This window comes from Microvirga terrae, from assembly GCF_013307435.2.
Taxonomy (GTDB): Bacteria; Pseudomonadota; Alphaproteobacteria; order Rhizobiales; family Beijerinckiaceae; genus Microvirga; species Microvirga terrae.
In genome coordinates this window covers 2243327-2262418 of the sequence record NZ_CP102845.1, presented here as the reverse complement: position 1 = coordinate 2262418, position 19092 = coordinate 2243327, and the positions used below count along the sequence as shown (strand labels likewise).

16 protein-coding genes and 1 pseudogene are annotated in these 19092 nt (G+C 60.7%); 7 read left to right on the top strand and 10 right to left on the bottom strand.

Translation table 11 applies throughout. The features are described 5' to 3' along the window. From HPT29_RS10825 to HPT29_RS10800, 6 genes are all read right to left on the bottom strand, one after another. Nucleotides 1–915 carry a carbohydrate ABC transporter permease gene (locus tag HPT29_RS10825; RefSeq protein WP_173946311.1) on the bottom strand — a complete coding sequence of 305 codons (915 nt, stop codon included), beginning with the start codon at nt 913–915 and terminating at the stop codon, nt 1–3. Further along, the gene (locus tag HPT29_RS10820) at nt 912–1772 is read right to left on the bottom strand and encodes a carbohydrate ABC transporter permease (RefSeq protein ID WP_173946312.1); all 861 of its coding nucleotides are present in this window, start codon (nt 1770–1772) and stop codon (nt 912–914) included. Before HPT29_RS10820 ends, HPT29_RS10825 begins: the two co-directional genes overlap by 4 nt. A 72-nt stretch (nt 1773–1844) precedes the next feature. After that, entirely contained in the window at nt 1845–3113 is a 1269-nt protein-coding gene (locus HPT29_RS10815) for an ABC transporter substrate-binding protein (RefSeq protein WP_259060545.1), read from the bottom strand. A 142-nt stretch (nt 3114–3255) separates the two neighbouring features. Continuing rightward, the gene (locus HPT29_RS10810; protein WP_173946314.1) at nt 3256–4473 is read right to left on the bottom strand and encodes an amidohydrolase/deacetylase family metallohydrolase; all 1218 of its coding nucleotides are present in this window, start codon (nt 4471–4473) and stop codon (nt 3256–3258) included. Between the two features lie 60 nt (nt 4474–4533). Then, nucleotides 4534–5694 (bottom strand): mandelate racemase/muconate lactonizing enzyme family protein, encoded by a 1161-nt coding sequence (locus HPT29_RS10805; RefSeq protein ID WP_173946315.1) that lies wholly within the window; start codon nt 5692–5694, stop codon nt 4534–4536. 233 nt (nt 5695–5927) lie between these two features. Further along, nucleotides 5928–6359, bottom strand: coding sequence for a VOC family protein (locus tag HPT29_RS10800; RefSeq protein WP_173946316.1), 432 nt, complete (start codon nt 6357–6359; stop codon nt 5928–5930). A gap of 173 nt (nt 6360–6532) precedes the next feature. Here HPT29_RS10800 and HPT29_RS10795 point away from each other — a divergent pair, with 173 nt between their 5' ends. Together HPT29_RS10795 and HPT29_RS10790 are read left to right on the top strand one after the other, a co-directional pair. Then, nucleotides 6533–7321, top strand: a complete 789-nt coding sequence (locus HPT29_RS10795; RefSeq protein WP_247654359.1) for an IclR family transcriptional regulator — start codon at nt 6533–6535, stop codon at nt 7319–7321. Between the two features lie 16 nt (nt 7322–7337). Next, a complete protein-coding gene (locus HPT29_RS10790) occupies nt 7338–8534 on the top strand; it encodes a mandelate racemase/muconate lactonizing enzyme family protein (protein ID WP_173946317.1) in 1197 nt (398 codons plus the stop codon). Between the two features lie 327 nt (nt 8535–8861). On the opposite strand, the gene HPT29_RS10785 is transcribed toward HPT29_RS10790, so the two are convergent. The 4 genes and pseudogenes from HPT29_RS10785 to HPT29_RS10770 all read right to left on the bottom strand — a co-directional run bounded on the left by HPT29_RS10785 (nt 8862) and on the right by HPT29_RS10770 (nt 13083). Continuing rightward, on the bottom strand, nt 8862–9917 hold the full coding sequence (locus HPT29_RS10785; RefSeq protein ID WP_259060544.1) for an ABC transporter ATP-binding protein: 1056 nt from the start codon (nt 9915–9917) through the stop codon (nt 8862–8864). Nucleotides 9918–9964: 47 nt separating this feature from the next. Continuing rightward, nucleotides 9965–10791 (bottom strand): annotated as a pseudogene (locus HPT29_RS10780) (carbohydrate ABC transporter permease). 17 nt (nt 10792–10808) lie between these two features. After that, nucleotides 10809–11747 carry a carbohydrate ABC transporter permease gene (locus HPT29_RS10775; protein WP_173948581.1) on the bottom strand — a complete coding sequence of 313 codons (939 nt, stop codon included), beginning with the start codon at nt 11745–11747 and terminating at the stop codon, nt 10809–10811. A 64-nt stretch (nt 11748–11811) separates the two neighbouring features. After that, nucleotides 11812–13083, bottom strand: coding sequence for an ABC transporter substrate-binding protein (locus HPT29_RS10770; protein WP_259060543.1), 1272 nt, complete (start codon nt 13081–13083; stop codon nt 11812–11814). Nucleotides 13084–13300: 217 nt separating this feature from the next. On the opposite strand from HPT29_RS10770, the gene HPT29_RS10765 reads away from it, so the two are divergent. The 5 genes from HPT29_RS10765 to HPT29_RS10745 all read left to right on the top strand — a co-directional run bounded on the left by HPT29_RS10765 (nt 13301) and on the right by HPT29_RS10745 (nt 19092). Continuing rightward, nucleotides 13301–14527: an ROK family transcriptional regulator gene (locus tag HPT29_RS10765; RefSeq protein WP_173948582.1), complete on the top strand. Its 1227-nt coding sequence runs from the start codon at nt 13301–13303 to the stop codon at nt 14525–14527. Between the two features lie 30 nt (nt 14528–14557). Continuing rightward, nucleotides 14558–15655: a Gfo/Idh/MocA family protein gene (locus tag HPT29_RS10760; RefSeq protein ID WP_173948583.1), complete on the top strand. Its 1098-nt coding sequence runs from the start codon at nt 14558–14560 to the stop codon at nt 15653–15655. A 29-nt stretch (nt 15656–15684) separates the two neighbouring features. Continuing rightward, entirely contained in the window at nt 15685–16326 is a 642-nt protein-coding gene (locus tag HPT29_RS10755) for a ThuA domain-containing protein (protein ID WP_173948584.1), read from the top strand. 216 nt (nt 16327–16542) lie between these two features. Next, on the top strand, nt 16543–17628 hold the full coding sequence (locus tag HPT29_RS10750) for a DUF3616 domain-containing protein (protein WP_259060542.1): 1086 nt from the start codon (nt 16543–16545) through the stop codon (nt 17626–17628). A gap of 282 nt (nt 17629–17910) precedes the next feature. After that, entirely contained in the window at nt 17911–19092 is a 1182-nt protein-coding gene (locus HPT29_RS10745; protein WP_173948586.1) for a site-specific integrase, read from the top strand.

Below are 19092 nucleotides of genomic sequence, written 5' to 3'. Positions count from 1 at the left end.
TCAGCCTTTGGTGGCGCCGGCGGTCAGCCCCCCCACGAACAGGCGCTGCATCGACAGAAACAAAAGTGCGATTGGAAGCGTCATGATCACGGATGCCGCCATGACCGCGCCCCAGTCCGTATTGAACTCCGTCGAGAACTCCGCCAGCCCGATGGGAAGCGTCTTGACCGATGAATCACTGGCGAAGCACAGTGCGAAGATGAACTCGTTCCAAGTCGTCACGAAGGAGTACACCACCACTGCCACGATCCCGGGCGTCGAGAGGGGAAGCGTGATCCGGAACAGCACGCCCACGCGGGAGGCGCCGTCGATAATCGCCGCCTCGTCGAGCTCGACCGGGATCGCCTTGAAGTAGCTGGTCAGCATCCACACCGAGAGGGGCAGTGTGATGATCATGTAGACCAGGATCAGGCCCCAGTAAGTGTTCACCAGTCCCAGCACGCGCAGCGTCACAAACAGCGGCACGATAATAGCGGCCGTAGGCAGCAGCTGACCGACAAGCACGAAGGCCTGGAACAGCGGCTTGCCCTTGAAGTCGAACCGCGCGAAGCCGTAGGACGCAAACACAGCCAAGCACAGCGCCAGCCCGGTGGCTCCGACCGAGATGATCACGCTGTTGAGAAAGTAGCGGGGAATGTTCGATTCGAAGAGAACCTTGTGGTAGTTGCCCCAGGTGGGCGCCGCCGGCCACCAGATCGGCGGAATGGTATAAAGCTCGCGCAGGGTCTTTATCGACGAGAGGCTCATCCACCAGAAGGGAAAGAGGCATATCGCCACCAGCAGAATGCAGCCGATGACGATGAACGGGGTGCCAAGTCCGGTGCGATCCGAAGGGCTGGTCGGCTTGGCGGACGCCGACGTGTTTTCTGCTGCGGCAGCCTGCTTGGGCGGTAGCACGTGAGCATTTGTGGTCATCGCGCCTCTCCCGGAGCTGCGGCGAGTGCCTTGATGTAGAAGAACACGATCAGGATCGCGACCGCGAAGAACATCACGGACAACGCCGCGGCTTGGTTGAACTGCACGTTCTCGAAGGCGATGCGGAAGATCTGAATCGGCGTGATCAAGGTGCTGTTGGCCGGACCACCGCGAGTGATGGCATAGATAATGGTGATGGAGTTAAGACCCCAGATCACCAGAAGCAGAGTCACGGCGACCAGGACCGGCCGCACCTGCGGCAGCATGATGTGGCGCACCTCCTCCCAAAAGTTGGCCCCGTCGACCCGAGCGGCTTCATAGAGTTCCTTCGGGATTGACTGGAGGCCGGCCAGCACCATGACGGCGACGAAGGGAAAAAGCTTCCAGACATTGATGGCGATGAGCACCGGCATGACGGTGTCGCGGTTGGTGAGCCAGCCGATGGGCTGCTCAATCAGACCGGGCGCGGTCATCATGTAGTTGATGATGCCGAACTCGGTGTGGAACATCCACGCGAACGTGGTGGCCGCGACGATGCTGGGTATGACCCACGGAATGAGCGCAACGGAGCGCACGATGGAGCGGCCGGGAAAGCTCTGATTGAGCAGGATCGCGGTTGCGGTCCCGAGCAGGACTTGAAAGATGATGGAGCCGCCGACCCAATACAGAGTGTTCCAGAAGGCCTGGGGCGTAGCGCGGGAACGGAGCACGGTAGCGAAGTTCTTGACTCCGACGAAATTGGATTGGCTGTCAGTGACGCTGAGCAGACCCGTGTAGGCAACAGGATAAGCAATCAGCATAGCCAGGACGACCAACGCAGGCAAAATGAACCAGTAGCCTGTCGATTGACGAGACATGAGACCGTCCTCGAATAGAAGGGGGATTCAGCAGCACACGCCGCTGAATCCTGGAACTCGGGCTCGCGGGAACTACTCGTCGAGCAGGGACTGGATATCGTCAGCCGCGTTGTCCATGGCCTCCTGCGGCTCTTCCTTGCCGAGCATGATGCCCTGGACGTTGTTGAAGTAGGCCTGGGTGATCTGGACCCAATTCTTGTGGCTTGGAGCAGGCCGCCCATACGGCAGCATTGCCTTATAGCCTGCCAGGATCGGTTCATCGAAGCGAGGAAGTTTCATCGACGAAACGCGCGCTGGGAACGTATCGGTGAAGTAACCCTGGTTCTCCGGCGTGTTCAGGAACTGGATGAACTTCTTTGTTTCTGTCGGATTCTTCGCGCTCTTCGGGACGATGAAGCTCCAGCCGCCCAGAATGGCTGCGGTATTCTTACCCTGCGGATGGGGAATTTGCATCACGCCAATGTCGATCTTAGAATTTTCCTTCAGGATCGAAGCCAGGTCGAACTGCCCCGCCTGGTACATCGATACCTTTTCAGCGATGAAGAGACGCCGGTTGGCAATACCGTCGTTCTCCAGCGTCGATGTCGGAGATATCTTCTTCTTGTAGAAGTCCGTATAGAACTTCACCGCTTCCACGGCCTCGGGCTTGTTGATGAGAGCCGTCTTGGCATCCTTCGAGATGATGTCTCCGCCGTTCATCCAGATGAAGGGCAGCGACCGGAAGATCGTATTGCCGACCTCACCGCCACCCGTGACCGCAAAGCCGAACCGTCCTCCCCGTGTCAGAGCGGTTGCGGTTTTCACGAACTCGTCCCAGGTCTGCGGTGGCTTTTCAGGATCGAGCCCTGCCTCCTTGAAGTGACCTTTGTTGTAAATCACCGCAAGCGTTTCGATACGGTACGGGATCGCCCAGAGCTTTCCGTTCCAGGTTACGTAGTCCAGCGCCGCGGGAACATAGTCACCCCGGTCCTGCAGCGTGTCATCGAGGGGAATGACGAGGTTGTTCTGGGCATAGCCGTTCACCCATCCGTGTTGCACCTCAATGAGATCTGGCGCAGCACCGGATTGCAGCGTGGTCAGAACGCGCTGCGGCAAGCCATCGGACGTCGTCACCTCGATCTTGATCTTGGTGTCCGGGTTCGCCTTCATGAATTTGTCGGCCAAGTCTCGGGCCCGTGCCTCGCCCCAATTGGGCGTCCACCAAATCACGTCACCGGCAAGGCAGTTGCCGGCCGACAGCGCCAGCATAGATGCTGCCAGGAGAACACCGGACCGTTTTGATTTCTTCATCTTCTCTCCTCCCTGAAGGAAACAACCTTGCATCATTGTGCGGATGCGCACCGGGTGTCCCAGCTGATTGGCTTCTTTACTGGTTCATATTTGAACATGGCCAATTCAATCTAACTAAAGTTATGGTCCGAATGTGATGGATGTCAACCATTTATCTTGAGCTACTTCACCGCTGGAGAGTTCGAGTTGACGATTACTTCCGATCACCACGGTCTCGGCCTTTCCGGCTCTGATCTGATGAGTATGTTCGGCCCTCGGCCCGCCCGTCATCGAGCATATCGATGATCTGTCCTCGACACAGCGTCAGCGCGCATTCGAGTGTAGTTGGCGCTTCCCTACCAACGCCGAGAGAGTCATGGACCTGAACGGGATCGTGCCGGACGTGGAACACGGCCAGGTCCGCCTCCCCTCCAAGCTCGACCCTACCAAGATCCGGCCGACCCAGGATGTCGGCTGGAGAGCATGTCGTCAGCCTGATCACTTGCTCTAGGGAGAAGCCGAGCGACAGGAATTTGGCCATGATGTGCGGAAGGTCTTTGACGACGCCCTCGATATTGTGCGCGTAAATATCCGTGCTGATCGCGTCTGGAAGCAGGCCCTCCTCGATGGCGGCCTGCGCAACCTCGAATGAGAAGCTCGCTCCGCCGTGCCCCAGGTCCATCTTGACGCCACGGGCGAGCGCCTCGCGCACGGACGGCCGCAGGCGCATGCGCTGGTCGAGGACACATCCACCGACCGACGGATTGTAGATATGGGTCAGAATATCACCAGCCTTGAGATAAGGGAGAACTTCATCAATGATCGGCGGAGCGTTTCCGATATGGATCATAAGCGGCACCTCGAGGATGTTCGCAGCCTCCCGCGCGAGCGGCAGAACGACAGGGCCATTTGCGCCACAGGCGTTGTTGCTGGCTCGCAGTTTGACGCCCGCGATTACGGATCCATATTCCGCCCTGACGCGCCGTAGCTCGCGAAGGTCCGCGAAGCGCCAATCGAACAACTCGCCGACGTCGATGCTCAGGTTGCCGGCCTGAGTGAGGCCGATATAGGAGAGGTTGATAAAGGGAATGATCCGCAGCCGGCTCGGCTTGATCACATGGTGAAAGAACCCTTCGAAGGTTGCCGCTCCGCTGGAGCCACAATCGACCCACGTCGTCACGCCGCTCCGTGGGCCGACCTTGTCGGCGTTCACGCCGAGCAGAGTGCCGCCCCAATAGGCATGGGTATGTATATCGACCAGACCTGGCACGACGAGAGCACCGGTTGCATCAATAACGTGGTATCCGCTAGCGTCGATATGGGGAGCAAGGCCTACTATTTTGCCGTCTGCTATTGCGACGTCCAGGATCTCGTCGCGCCCGGAAGAGGGATCGAGAAGGCGTCCATTCCTAATCAGCAACCTCTCGCTCATCACGGCCCTCGGAGGCTTACCGTTCCATCAACAGCGTTGACCTCTTAGAAGCTCCCGACCTCAAAACGTCTTTTCGCCGGTGGCAATTCCGCGGGTGTTGATGGTTCCATCGAACAGCGGCACGTCGTGGTCGTCATAGGGAAACCGCGCGCACGCGTCCTCTATCAGCTCGACACCAAGGCCCGGAGCCGTGGGCGCGAGGATATGTCCGCACTCGAACTGTAAGGTCTCGCGCACCAACTCCTTACGCCATGGAACATCCACGGAAACCGTTTCGAAGACCGAAAAGTTCGGGACGGCGATAGACATGTGGAGCGTCATGGCATTCATCACGGGCCCAACTGGATTATGTGGCGCGACCGGGATCAGATGGCTATGCGCCAGATGCGCGATCCGTTTCGTCTCGCCGAGACCGCCCGCATGAGAGACATCAGGCTGAAGGATGTCGACGGCCTTCTTGTTCAGGGCTTCGATGAAGCGGGAGGGCTCGAACCAGCGCTCGCCGGCTGCGATCGCAACCGGACTGTTGGCTCGGACTTGCGCCAGCGCGTCGATGCTTTCAGGGGGTGTCGGCTCCTCAATCCAAGTCAGGTCGTAACGCTCGAGAGCCTTGCACATGGCGATGGCCGTGGGGACATTCAGCCGGCCATGAACGTCGAGCATGAGGTTGACATCAGGCCCAACGGCATCGCGCACGGCTTCCACGATCTCGATCGTTGTGCGGCGCTGCTGCCGATCCATCTCGAGGTCGGCAGCTCCAAAGGGGTCCCACTTGAGAGCCCGATATCCCATGGCAACGGCATTGCGGGCGTTGGCTGCATATTGCTCCGGCGTCTCGGAACCGAAGAACCAGTGGTTCGCATAGCAGGCCACCTGATCTCTGAACTTACCCCCAAGAAGCTCGAAGACTGGCACGCCAAGGGCTTTTCCCTTGATATCCAGTAGAGCCGCCTCGATCGCACCTAAAGCCGTGCGGAAGACCGCACCTGTGCGCCAGTAGCTGTCACGGTGGAGTTGCTCGACGATAGCATCTACCGCAAACGGATCGCGGCCCACGAGCACGCGTTCGAGCTCCTCCAGGGCAGCGACGACGGTCTTGGTCTTCCACTCTAATGTGGCCTCCCCGATCCCCTCGATTCCTTCATCGGTATAGAGCTTGACGAACACGAAGTTCGTGCGCGAGACATTGGCGACGAACACCTTCTGGGCCACGATTTTCATTCAGTTTCCTCCAGCTCGGCCTTCGGCGCGGCTCTTGAAGCAAGGCAGGCTTCATATGCTTTGACTTAGGTCGGCCGGAGGCCGATCGGTACTTCTTGTTCTCGACGCCTTACGCGCTCAGAGCGTGGAGCTTTTGAGCCTTTAGAAGCTCCACATCCGATGAACCGCAGACGATCATCTCGCGCCGGATCACTTGGAGAGCTCGCCAACGGATAATGCGGACTATGTCCGGTTCAAGCCCGCTTGAGCCGCGCGATGGCCGCCGCCTGCATGCTGTCAGGAGCCATCTGCATGAGCTCGATCCGATGGCCATCGGGATCCTCGATCCAAGCCTGCCAATTGCCGTCCGCTCCCAGCACCTTGGGACGGATCAGCGGAACCCCGCTGGCCTCCAGCTCGCGCAGAGTCTGATCGATATCGGGAACGGAAAGGCACATGTGGTTGTAACCGACAGCTTCCCGTTCCGCTGCCCGTTCTCCCTCCCCATCGGGAAAGACCTCGAGGAATTGATCATCCGTGATCCTGAGATAGACGAGCCAGAGCCGTCCATCCCGATCAAGCCGCATCATTTCCGAGAAGCCGAGCTTGTTTGTGTAAAAATCGAGGGTACGCGCGGCATCCTTCACCCGGATGGCAACATGAGCAATCGATGAAACTGTCAGCATGGCAGCGTCACCTCTGCTCGCGCGCCCCAAGCCCTGAATATAGAACGACTACTCTGCTCCATCTCCGTCTCCTTCCGCGGCCTGTTGACGGCATCGCCTTATTCAAATATGAATTTTATTAGTTCAAATATATGGTACTAGTCGACCAGAACTTGTCAATAGCGGACTTAACGATGATGGACGAGATTACGCAGGACGTAGAAAACAAACACACGATCCCTGCTATCGATCGGATGATGCAGGTTCTGGAAGCGCTTGAGCACAACAACAGTACCGGCCTGACCATCCGAGAACTGGCCGATGTCCTCGATCTGCCGCGGACTGCCGTCTATCGCATTCTCAATACGCTGCAGCGACACGATATGGTGTACCGCGACAAGGCGGGGGCCTACAGCCTCGGGCGCAGGCTTCTGGCTTTGGCCTCTCACGTCGCATCCCGCGCGAACGACTTCGACATCGCGGCGTTCAGCCAGCCCTTCCTGGAGAGGCTCTCATCCGACCTCGGTGAAGGCGTCAAGCTCAGCGTCATTGATGACGAGGGCATCATCGTCGTCGCCGCTGCGCAAGGGCGGCGGGAATATGCCCTGACGGTAAAGCCTGGCCAGCGCATGCCAATCCATGCGAGTGCCGCGAGCAAGCTGCTGCTGTCGTACATGGAGCCGGAGATGTTGAACCAATGGCTCGCGGAACCGCTCCCTGCTTACACCAGCAAGACGCTCACCGATCCTAAGCGCCTGCGGGCTGAGTTCACGCGGATCAGGAGGCTCGGCTGGGCCCAGGACAAGGGAGAAAGTGCCCCTAGCATCTGCGCCTTCGCTGCTCCCGTTTTTTTCAAGGAAGGCAAGCTTGCCGCGGCTGTGAGCGTGCCCTTTTTGGCTGGTGCCGAGCCAAGTCGGATGGAGGAAATCCGTATGGCTGCCATAGAGACCGCTCGTGCCATGACGAATGCGATGCCAGCATAGCTGCCGGGAGAAGTGGATGAAAATCGTCGATCTCAAATGCGCCATCATCGGCAAGAGCCCAGTCGTTCGGATCGTCACGGACGAGGGTATCTCGGGCTATGCCCAGGCCGAGACATGGAAGCATTATCTGAAGCCGCACATCCTCGCTCTGCGCGAGGCGCTGATCGGCGAAGACCCCACTCTCGTCGAGCGAGTCATGCTCAAGATCAGGCAGCGCGGAGGGTTCAAGCCATGGGGAGCGGCAGTCAGCGCCGTCGAGATAGCCCTATGGGACTTGGCAGGTAAAGCCGCAGGCGTGCCCGTTCACAGGCTGCTCGGCGGTAAGGTCCGCGACAAGGTGCGGGTCTACAATGGCTCCATCCGCTTCCCTCTCGCAGGCCATAGGCCGGAAGATTACGCCGACGACATGCGCAAGATGATGGCGCTTCCCGAAGGGTTCACCATCTTCAAGCAGCCGATCGGCTTTCACTCCCCCATGAAGAGGGAAGTGCCGAACTTCTATTACGGCGAACCGAACGCCAGCCCATTCCATGGCGCTCTCGACCGTGGCCCTGTGACGGAGAAGGGGCTTCGTCACCTCGTGGACTGCGTCGCCGCCATGAAGGAGGTGGCGGGAGGGAATGTGGGCCTGGCGCTTGATTGCGGCCCCGGCTGGATGCTTGGCGATGCCATTCGGCTTGCCAGCATGCTCGAGCCTTTCAACCTCCTGTGGATCGAAGACGTGCTGTCGGGCGATTATACGCCCTGGGTGAATGCGGGCACCTATCGTGAGCTAACCCGCACCTCCGTCACCCCGATTCACACGGGAGAGCAGATCTATCTGCGGCAGAACTTCAAGGAACTCATCGAAACCCATGCGGTGCATGTGATCGGTCCAGATCCCGCCGATGTCGGGGGCATTGCCGAGCTGAAATGGATTGCTGAATTCGCCGACCTGCATGGCATCACGATCGCCCCGCATGGCACCGCGAACGGCCTGCTGGGTCTCGCGGCCCTGATCCAAGTAAGCGCAACGCTTCCCGGCAACTTCATCGCCTTCGAGTACACAACCGCGGATCCGCCATGGTGGAGCGAAATCGTAGAAGGGCTCCCCAGCCCTATCGTCCAAAACGGCATGATCGACGTTCTCGACAGGCCGGGCATGGGAGTCGAGCTCATCCCCGAGCGGGCGAAGGAATACCTGACCGAAGACGACCAGGCCTTCTTCTCATGAGCTTCTCATCTGCCATGATTTCGTCACGGCGTTTGAAGCCGGACTGCCAGAAGGCTGGATATCCAATCCTGTCGTGGGTCTGTGGCCACAATCTGCCATTGGTCAGCCACCGTGGTCTTGGCCGGGGAATGCCGGACTGAGAAAGCCCTGCCCGTCCGAAAGGCTCGATGGTCGTGTGGCAAGCGCGATAGCCAACTGATTTCAGCCTCATGCCAGGAGAAGCCATTCTCGCGAAGTTGGGCGAAGACAGAAGGCGCCGCAGCCCGGCCGACGCCGCAATCGCATTGCACATGGAGGCGCAACTCCCTTCCGGCTCGGCACTCTGAATTACAGGCGCTTTCCGGTCTGCTCGTCGAAGAGGTGGACGAGCTTGGGATCGGGGGTGACGCGGATCTGCTGGCCGGGCTGCGCGTTGACGCGCTCGCGGAACACGCCCACCACGTCGGCCCCGCCGAACTTGGCGAAGACCTGCGTCTCCGAGCCGGTCGGCTCGACCACCGCCACCTCGGCCGGCACCCCGTTGGCATCGTCCAGCATGAAGTGCTCGGGCCGGATGCCGTAGATGATCGGCTGCCCGTCGGACGCCGCCGGCGCGTTGGCCACCGGCAGGGTGATGCCGGTGCCGGTCACGAAGCGCCCGCCCTGGAGATGGCCTTTGAGGAAGTTCATCGCCGGCGAGCCGATGAAGCCGGCCACGAACAGGTTGGCCGGGCGGTCATAGAGCTCGAGCGGGGCACCGACCTGCTCGACCACGCCGTCGTGCATCACGACGATCTTGTCGGCCATGGTCATGGCCTCGATCTGGTCGTGGGTGACGTAGATCGTGGTGGTCTTCAGGCGCTGGTGCAGGGCCTTGATCTCGGTGCGCATGGCCACCCGCAGCTTGGCGTCGAGGTTGGAGAGCGGCTCGTCGAAGAGGAATACCTGCGGGTCGCGCACGATGGCCCGGCCCATGGCGACGCGCTGGCGCTGGCCGCCGGAGAGCTGGCGCGGGTAGCGGTCGAGGAGCTTGCCGAGGCCGAGGATCTCGGCCGCGCGGTCGACCCGCGACTTGATCTCGCTCTTGGGGGCGCGCTTGAGCTTGAGCGAGAAGGCCATGTTGTCGGCCACCGTCATGTGCGGGTAGAGCGCGTAGTTCTGGAACACCATGGCGATGTCGCGCTCTTTGGGCGGCACGTCGTTGACCACCTTCGGGCCGATGCGCAGCTCGCCCCCGGAGATGTTCTCCAGCCCGGCGATCATGCGCAGCAGGGTCGACTTGCCGCAGCCGGACGGACCGACCAGGATCACGAACTCCCCGTCCTGGATGTCAATCGACACCCCGTGAATGACCTGAGCGGCCCCATAGGCTTTCTTCACGTTCCGGATTTCGACAGACGCCATGTCAATGTCTTCCCTGGTTATGTCCGCTGATGTGACGAGCCATTTCCTCACCCTTTGACCGAACCCGCCATCAGTCCCGCGACGATGTGCTTTTGTGCCGCGAAGAACATGATGATCGCCGGCAGGATCGTCAGCGTGATGAACGCCAGGATGAGGTTCCAGTCTGTGGAAAACTCGCCCTGATAGACCATGATCCCGAGGGGCCACGGATAGAGCGTATCGCGGTTCAGCACCACGAGAGGAAGAAGGTAGTTGTTCCAACTGTGCACGAAGACGATGACGGACACCGTTGCGAGGATCGGGCGCGACAACGGCAGGATCACATGCCAGAAGAATCGGAAGTAGCCGCAGCCGTCGATGACGGCCGCCTCGAAGAGGTCTTTCGGCATCTGCCGGAAGGAGTTGCGGAACAGGAGGATGCTCATCGCCAAGCCAAAGGCGACCTGGGGCAGCACCACCCCCCAGTAGGTGTCGAGAAGACCGAGATCACGGATCTTGATGAAGAGCGGCAGGATCGCGGTGGCGGCCGGAAACATCAACCCGAGAAGCAGATAGTTCAGGAGGAAAGTCGCGCCGAAGAAACGGACATGCACGAACACGAAGGCGGCCATCGCGGACGTGGCAACGGTCAGGATGACCGTCAGGATCGCGATGATCAGGGAGTTTGCCATCAGCTGCCAGTAGCGGCCGCTGGCAAGGATCTCCCAGTAGTTCATCCACTCCCATTGGCTCGGCAAGCCGAAAGGATTGACTCTCAGGTCGCCGAGCGACTTGAACCCACCCAGGGCCGTGGTCAGCAAGGGGATCAACACGCCTCCGGCAACGACGAAGAGAATGGCGTATCGTAGGACCGGGGCGATGGTGACTGGCGTATCGTAGCGGGCAGCGGTGCTAGTCATGGCGCATGAGGACCCGTTTGTAGCCGAAGGCGAACACGACGCAGATCAAGAACAGAACCACACCGACCGCACTGCCGAAGCCGATCCTCGTCCTGGTGACACCGTAGGTGTAGAGATAGGTCACCATGGTCTGAGTGCTGTCCGAGGGACCACCCTTGGTCAGAGGCATAATGAGGTCGAAGAGCTGGATTGATCCGAGGATGGCAAAGAAGACGGAGAGCCGGATCGTTGACCCGAGGAGCGGCACCGTGATCCGCCGGAAGATCTGCCAGCCCGTTGCGCCGTCGATATGCGCGGCCTCGTACAGGCTGCGGTCGATCTGTTGGAGGCCGGCGATGTACAGCATCATGTGGAAGCCGAAATACTTCCAGATCACGACCACCATGATGGCATAGATGGCGATATCCGGTTCGGCGAGAATGTGGATCGGATCAGCGCCGAACAGTCCCAGCAGCTTCGCGAAAAGGCCATACTCGCCGTCGTAGACGAAGCGCCAGATGAGACCTGCGGCGATTTCCGCAAGGATGTAGGGCAGGAAGAAGATGAGCCGGAAGGTTGCCGTCCCCCGCACGCGGTCGGCCAGGAGGATGGCCATTCCCAAGGCAAGCGGGAGCTGGATCGCCAGCGACACCACGATGATGAGCAGATTGTTCGTCAGCGCGATGCGAAACGCACGGTTCGCGAACAGGAGCTCGAAGTTCCGCCATCCGACGAAGTCGGTCGGCGCTCCATACCCGTTCCAGTTATAGAAACTATACCAGGCGGCTTCGCCCATTGGCAGCGCGACGAAGAGAGTGAAGAGAAACAGGGCCGGAGGCAGGAACAGCAGCACGATGGCCGTTGATCCTCCAATGCTTGTCGAGGATGCCCGCAACCATGAGGGTGCTTGGAAGACAGCCTTCGCCGTCCCACCCGTGACACTCGTCGCCATCATTCCCTCCCTGAACGTGCGGCAGGGAAGAGCGGCCGGGCCGCTCTTCCGGGATTTGGCTAATCTATTGGGCGAGTTCCCAGGCTTGTTGGACGGCCTCGGCCGCTTCCGTCGGTTTCATTCGTCCGGCGGCGAGATCGGCTGAGATGTCATTGACCACCGCACCGACCGATGGGCCGAGCATCTGATCATAATAGAGCTGGTGATACTTGGACTTGGAAACATTCTCCGCAATCTGGCGCAGGATCGGGTTCTTGATCGCATCCTGGGTGCCGATGACGACCGGGATGTAGAAACCGCGCTCGGCCGCTTGACGCTGGTTTTCCGCTTCCGAGAAGAACTTCAGAAAGTCTGCGGCTTCCTTCGGCGATCCTTTCGTCACCAGCCAACCGTTCAAACCGCCGAGGGTATCGCTCGGATCACCTTTGCCGCCTGCAACCGTCGGGAAAGGAAACCAGCCCAGCTTGTCATCGGGAATGCCAACCTTGTCGGCCGAGTTGGCTTTCATGGTATTGAGGAGCCCGTTCAGCATGAGCATCATCGCGCCCTTGCCGTCACCGAACTGTCCTGCCGATTGAGGATAGGTTGCTCCGAGGAAGCCGGCCTGGAAGGGCTTGAGGTCCACCAGTTGCTTGAATACTTCGCCGGCCTTGATGAAAGTCGTGTCGGCAAAGCCCTTGCCCTCGCCGCGCAGGGCAGCCTCGAAAGCGTCCTTGCCGCCGATCCTGATCGCCAGATGCGACCAATAGAAATGGACGGGCCATTTGTCGGCTCCGCCCGTAATGATCGGTGTGATCCCGGCAGCCTGCAGCTTCTTCACTGCACCGAGCAGGTCATCCCAAGTCTTGATCGAGGATGCATCGATGCCCGCCTTCGCGAAAAGATCCTTGTTGTAGAAGAAGCCCACCTGTGCCGTGTGCATCGGCACACCATAGATCTTGTCGTTGACGGTGTAGGCTTGCACCGCGGCCGGAACGAAGCGCGCCTTCCAGGGAGCATCCATGACAGGCGTCAGGTCCTCGATCACCCCCGCCTTGACCTGATCGCGCAGGACGCCTCCTGCCCAACTGTAGATGATGTTCGGCCGGTCTGACGATTGCAGGAGCGTGGTCAGCTTCTTCTTGTAGGCCTCGTTTTCCAGATATTGAACGTCCACCTTCACGCCCGGATGGGAGGCCTCGTACCGTCGGGCGATGTCGTTCCAGAATCCTGTAACCTGCGGGTTCTGCTCGACATGCATCATCCTGACGGTCACATCGGCGAGTGCCGCGGTCATTCCGCTGCATGAGGCGGTGATCGCGCAGGCAGCCGCAAGCATCAGCTTTTTGTAGCTCATTGCCGTTCTCCTCGGTGTTTCCTCTGCCAGGGCTTTTCGCCCTTTTATTTGGATAGCGAATTAAAACGTGGACGCCATCCGGGGGGCTGTCAAGCAGTTTATCCAGCCGTTCATGGACATTTGGCGCAGCGGCGATCATTGACAGGCCGTGACCCCTCAACAATAAATACGGCATCCGCATTAAAGGGGTTGGCCCATGCCGGCGGACGGTGCCGCAATGAAGACTGCCGATCCCGAGCTGATGCGGGCAATCAACCGTTTCCTCGTCATGGATGCCATCCGGCGTTCCGGCACGATCTCCCGCGTTGAGATCTCGGAGCGGACGGAACTGAGCCCCACCACCGTCTCGGCGATCACGGCGGCCCTCCTTGAGGATGGCCTGATCGTCCCGCGCCAGGTCGCCCCGACGCCCGATCAGGTCCGTGGACGACCGCGGATCATGCTCGAGCTCAACCCGGCTGCGGCTTCGGTCTGCGGTGCGAAGCTTGCTCCCAACAAGATCACCATCGCGGTCACCAACTTCCAGGCGGACGTCCTCGGCACGGTATCGATCCCGATCAGGGTCGACCGCCAACCCGCCTCGGTCATCCTCGACCTCGTGGAGGACGGCGTTCGATCCTGCATCGAGGCGACCGGGTTGCAGGTCGAGGACATCAACAGTCTCTGCCTTGGCGTGCCGGGAATCGTCGAGCGCGCCTCCGGCATCTGCCGTTACAGCCCGATCTTCTCAGAGCGCGATCTCAAGCTTGGCATCGATCTCCAGGAGCGCCTGAAGGTGCCGACGACGGTCGACAGCGACGTCAATCTGATCACCCTCGCCGAGCAATGGTTCGGGCATGGCCGGGACCTCCGCGACTTCCTGGTCGTTTCCATCGAGCACACGATCGGGCTCGGCATCATTCATGGCGGAGAGCTCTTCCGCGGGGCAAACGGACTCAGCCCGGATCTGGGCGACCTCATCGTGTCGCCCAACGGCAGCACCGGGAACGGGTCCCTCCCGGGGCGCCTCTCCGGGATCGCTTCAACCACCGCGATCCTATCCGCAGCGGCCGATCTTGCCCGTGGAACGCCGCAGGAGAAGCTCCTGCGTGGGACGCGCGGCATGGACCATGCCGTATCGCTCGCTCAGGGCGGCGACGGGCGGATTGCAGAGATTTTCGAAGAGGCCGGCCGGGCCCTGGGAATTGCCATCGCGAACCTGATCACCCTTTTCGCGCCGCCGAAGGTCATTCTCGCCGGATCGGCCCTCCAGGCGGGTGAACTGCTCCTCGCGCCTTTGCGTGATGCGGTACAGGCCGCAACGCCCGAAACCATCTCCGGAGTGACCGAGATCGTGGTCCATGAGTCCAGCGACGATACCTGGGCCCGTGGCGCCGCGGCCCTGACCCTGCGCGATCTCTATGGTGCTCCTTGGGGAACGACCGGACCAGCCAAGAAGCGCTAACGCTAATCTCAATCATACAAGGGAGTGAACATGGAACGCCTGGGTATCGGCATCATTGGATGCGGGAATATCAGCGAAGCTTATCTCAAGGCCGCGACAAACTTTCCGATCCTCGACATCAAAGGGATCGCCGACATCCGCCCGGAGGCGGCCGAGGCACGTGCATCCCAGTTCGGACTGCGGGCGATGTCTGTAGACGAGATGCTTGCAGATCCGTCGATTCAGATCGTGGTCAATCTCACGATTCCTGCCGCCCACGTGGAGGTGAGTTTAAGGGCCCTCGCCGCCGGCAAGCATGTTCACTCGGAGAAGCCACTTGGTCTCACGACCGCCGAGGCCCGCCCTCTCCTGCACATGGCCAAGGAGCGAGGGCTGCGCGTCGGCTGCGCGCCCGATACCTTCCTTGGCGGCTCGCACCAGACCTGCCGCAAGCTTATCGACGAGGGAGTGATCGGCCGTCCCCTGGCGGGCAGCGCCTACTTCATGTGCCCCGGCCATGAGCGCTGGCACCCCAATCCCGCCTTCTACTACGCCAAAGGCGGTGGGCCGATGCTGGACATGGGTCCCTACTACATCACGGCTCTCGTGAACCTCATCGGACCCGTTGCCAGGGTGGCGGGCATGACATCCCGTGCCAGGGCCGAACGCGAGATCACGAGCGAGCCGTTGAAGGGCACCATGATCCCCGTAGAGGTGGCAACGCACGTCGCGGGGACGCTCGAGTTCGTCTCCGGCGCGGTCGTCTCGATCGCCATGAGCTTCGATGTGCCCCGGCACCGCCACAGACCGATCGAGCTGTACGGCACCGCAGGCAGCCTGAGCGTTCCGGATCCCAACCGCTTCTTCGGCGCCATCGAGCTCGCCACGGCGGCAAAGGATTGGACGGAGCAGCCCACCGAACATCCTTATGCGAGCGGGAACTACCGGATTATCGGCGTCGCCGACTTAGCACACGCGATCCGATCCGGACGCCCTCACCGCGCATCGGGCGAGCTCGCCTTCCATGCGCTTGAGGTCATGGAAGCCTTCCAGCTGTCCTCGGAGCGAGGAACCCATGTCACCATCGAGTCGCGACCGGAGCGGCCGGCCATGCTGCCGACGACGCTTGAGTTCGGCTCGCTCGACTAGAAAATTTCGCTAGAACGGGAGGTAAGAGAATGCGCGAGGCACTGATTGTATGGGGCGGCTGGAGCGGGCATGAGCCGGAGCAATGCGCCTCCATCATCGCCGGCATGCTGGAGGAAGAAGGCTTCAAAGTCTACGTCGAGAATTCGACCGAGGCCTTCGCCGACCCCGGCCTGTCCGACATGAGTCTGGTGGTTCCTATCTACACCATGTCGAAGATAGAGAAGGAGGAGCTGAGCAATCTCACGGCGGCCGTCCGTGGCGGCGTCGGTCTTGCCGGCTATCACGGCGGCATGGGGGACGCCTTCCGCGAGGCGGTCGAGTACCAGTTCATGTGCGGCGGCCAATGGGTGGCCCATCCCGGCAACATCATCGACTACCGCGTGAACATCACCCGGCCGGATGATCCGGTCATGCAGGGCATCCAGGACTTCGACTACCACTCCGAGCAGTACTACATGCATGTGGACCCGTCGAACGAGGTTCTCGCCACGACCACCTTCTCGGGCGAGCACGCTCCCTGGATCGAAGGGGTCGTCATGCCGGTGGTCTGGAAGCGCCGTCATGGCCAGGGCCGGGTCTTCTACAGCTCCCTCGGACATGTGGCGAAGGAGTTCGACGTGCCCGAAATGCGCACCATCCTCAGACGCGGCATGCTCTGGGCGGCGCGTTGAATGCCGTGCTCACAGGAATCTGGATAGCGCTTAGAGCATCGGACGCGAAAAGTGGTCTCACACTGGAATGAGACGAAAGCGTCATGGACGGTCTCAACAGGTCAGCGGTTTCGGGAAAGTTCGAGACCCGGCCAGCCGACCTACGCTCTAGGCCGTTGGGCTCCAATGCAGCCTCATGCGTTGACGCTCCAGTGCCAATGCACCTCAGGAGCCGCCGTGCCGAACACCAGCCCCGCAGAAGCCATCGATCAGGTCCCTCTCACCTTCTCCGACTGGACGCCGCGGCGGACAGAGGACCCGCTCCACAAGGATCTCTCCGCCGTGGCGCGGGTCGGCGACTGCCTTCTCCTTGCCTGTGACGAGACCGCCAGTGTCGAACGCCTTCGCCGCCTGGACGACGGCAGCTTTGGGGACCATCAGCAATTCAGCTTGGACGCGCTGGTTCACCTGCCAGCCGGGGCCGAGGGCGAGATGGACATTGAGGGGCTGTGCGCCGCTGACGGCTTCCTCTGGCTTGTCGGGTCCCACTCCGGCAAGCGTTCCAAGCCCAAGCGCGATGAGAACGACCGAGCTCAGGCTCTCCAGACCATGGAAGAGATCGAACGCGAGCCCAACCGCTCCTTCCTGGGACGCATTCCTCTGATTGAGGAGGCGCCAGGGCTCTTCACCCCTGCCCGATCCGACGGCGAGCGACAGGCAGCCTGGCTTAAGCTGGGCAAGAAGCGGGGCGCCCTCGAGCGCTGGCTTGCAGAGGATCCGCACCTTGGGCCGTTCCTGAGTATTCCGTCAAAGGAGAACGGTCTCGACATCGAGGGCCTGGCGGTGCGCGGGAACCGGCTCTGGCTTGGCCTGCGTGGCCCTGTGCTGCGCGGCCATGCGGTGGTTCTGGATCTCGAGCTGAGGCAGAAAGCGCCGGATCGGCTGAAGGCGCGCCGGATCGATGGCCAGCGGCGCTATCGCAAGCACCTGCTCGACACCCGTGGTCTGGGCATCCGCGACATGCGGTTTTCAGGGGATGATCTTCTTCTGCTGGTCGGCCCGACCATGTCCCTGGAAGGACCAGCGTATGTGTTAAGGTGGCGGGATGCGGCGCACGACAAAGCCTCTGGGGTAATCGACCCTAAGCGGATCGAGACTGTCGCCGAACTGCCTTACCAACTGCATGTGGATCATCCGGAAGGGATTGAACTCTGGCCTGAGGCGGGGGAAGGAGCCCTGCTGATCATCTACGACGCGCCTGCCCCGGAGCGAACTGACACTGACACATCCACAGTGCGGGCAGACGTGATCTGCCCGAGTTGACCAGGAGCAAGCGCGAGCTGAAGGGAGCGTCTGGCTACCTATGGGCTACCTGGAGAAAAACAGCTCAAAGGGCAGATGCCGGTAACCCTTTGATGTTGTTGGTGAGCGCGCTGGGACTCGAACCCAGGACCCTCTGATTAAAAGTTTGCGGTCCGGACTACTACCTATCCGACACTAACCGCCGCATGCCCTACTCGTGAAGAGTTTCGGCGGACGCTAGCCGCCACAGCACCGCTGATTTACGCTTCAGCATGGTAGCTAATTCGCTGAGTAGCAACCACCATGCCTGAAGCAGCCATCAAGATCACCAAGGCCGCAGTCGACCGACTTGCGCCGGGAGAAATCATCTGGGATGTCGAAATCCGCGGCTTTGGCGTGCGCTGCCAACGGCGTGATCGAGTCTACTTGGTTAAGTACCGCTCGCAGGCTAGGCAGCGCTGGTACACAATCGGCAAACACGGCTCCCCCTGGACGCCAGAGCTGGCCCGGCGGGAGGCCAAGCGGATCCTTGGCTTGGTCGCCGAGGGCAAAGATCCAGCCGACAAGAAGCAGAAGGACCGTTCCGCCCCGACCCTCAGCGCCTTAGCTGATCGCTTTCTGGAGGAGCACGTCGAGGCCAAATCCAAGGATCGCACTTACACCGAATACAAGCGCCTGATTGAGCGGGTTGTGAAACCCGAGTTGGGCCGGCTGAAGATCGACGAGGTTCGGTCGTCGGACATTGAGAGGCTGCACCTGAAGTTCAGGGCTACACCCTACCAAGCCAACAGGCTGGTGGCGCTCCTGTCCAAGATGTTCAACTGGTCCGGCCGGCGTGGGGAGCGGAACCCGTGTGTGGGTATTGAGCACTTCACGGAACAAAAGCGCCGGCGCTATCTCTCATCGGCCGAGTTGGCTCGCTTGGGCGCAGCGCTTGCTCAAGCAGAGGAGCAAAAGCTAAGGTCACCCTATGTTGTGGCCGCCATCCGGCTGCTGGTGTTCACAGGCGCCCGGCTAACCGAGATCCTGACCCTGCGGTGGGATCATGTAGACTTGGAGCGGGGCGTCCTCAATCTCGCCGACAGCAAGACTGGGGCGAAAACGGTGTACCTCAATGCCGCCTCCCGCGAGCTCCTCACTGCCCTGCCTCATCTAGATGGCAACCCCTTTGTCATTCCAGGGGAGCGTCAGGGTAAGCACCTTGTGAACCTCGAAAAGCCCTGGCGCGCGATCCGACAGTTGGCACAGCTGCCGGATGTGCGCCTCCATGATCTACGGCACTCGTTCGCCTCGATAGGTGCGGGAGCAGGTCTCGGCCTGCCAGTCATCGGCGCATTGCTGGGGCATGCACAAGCCGCCACAACCGCGCGCTATGCTCATCTCGCATCCGATCCACTGAAGCAGGCTGCAGATTTGATCGGCGGACGGCTAGAAACAGCAATGCGTGCGGGTGAGCATCAGCCGGAGAAAGAACGCATCGAGTAG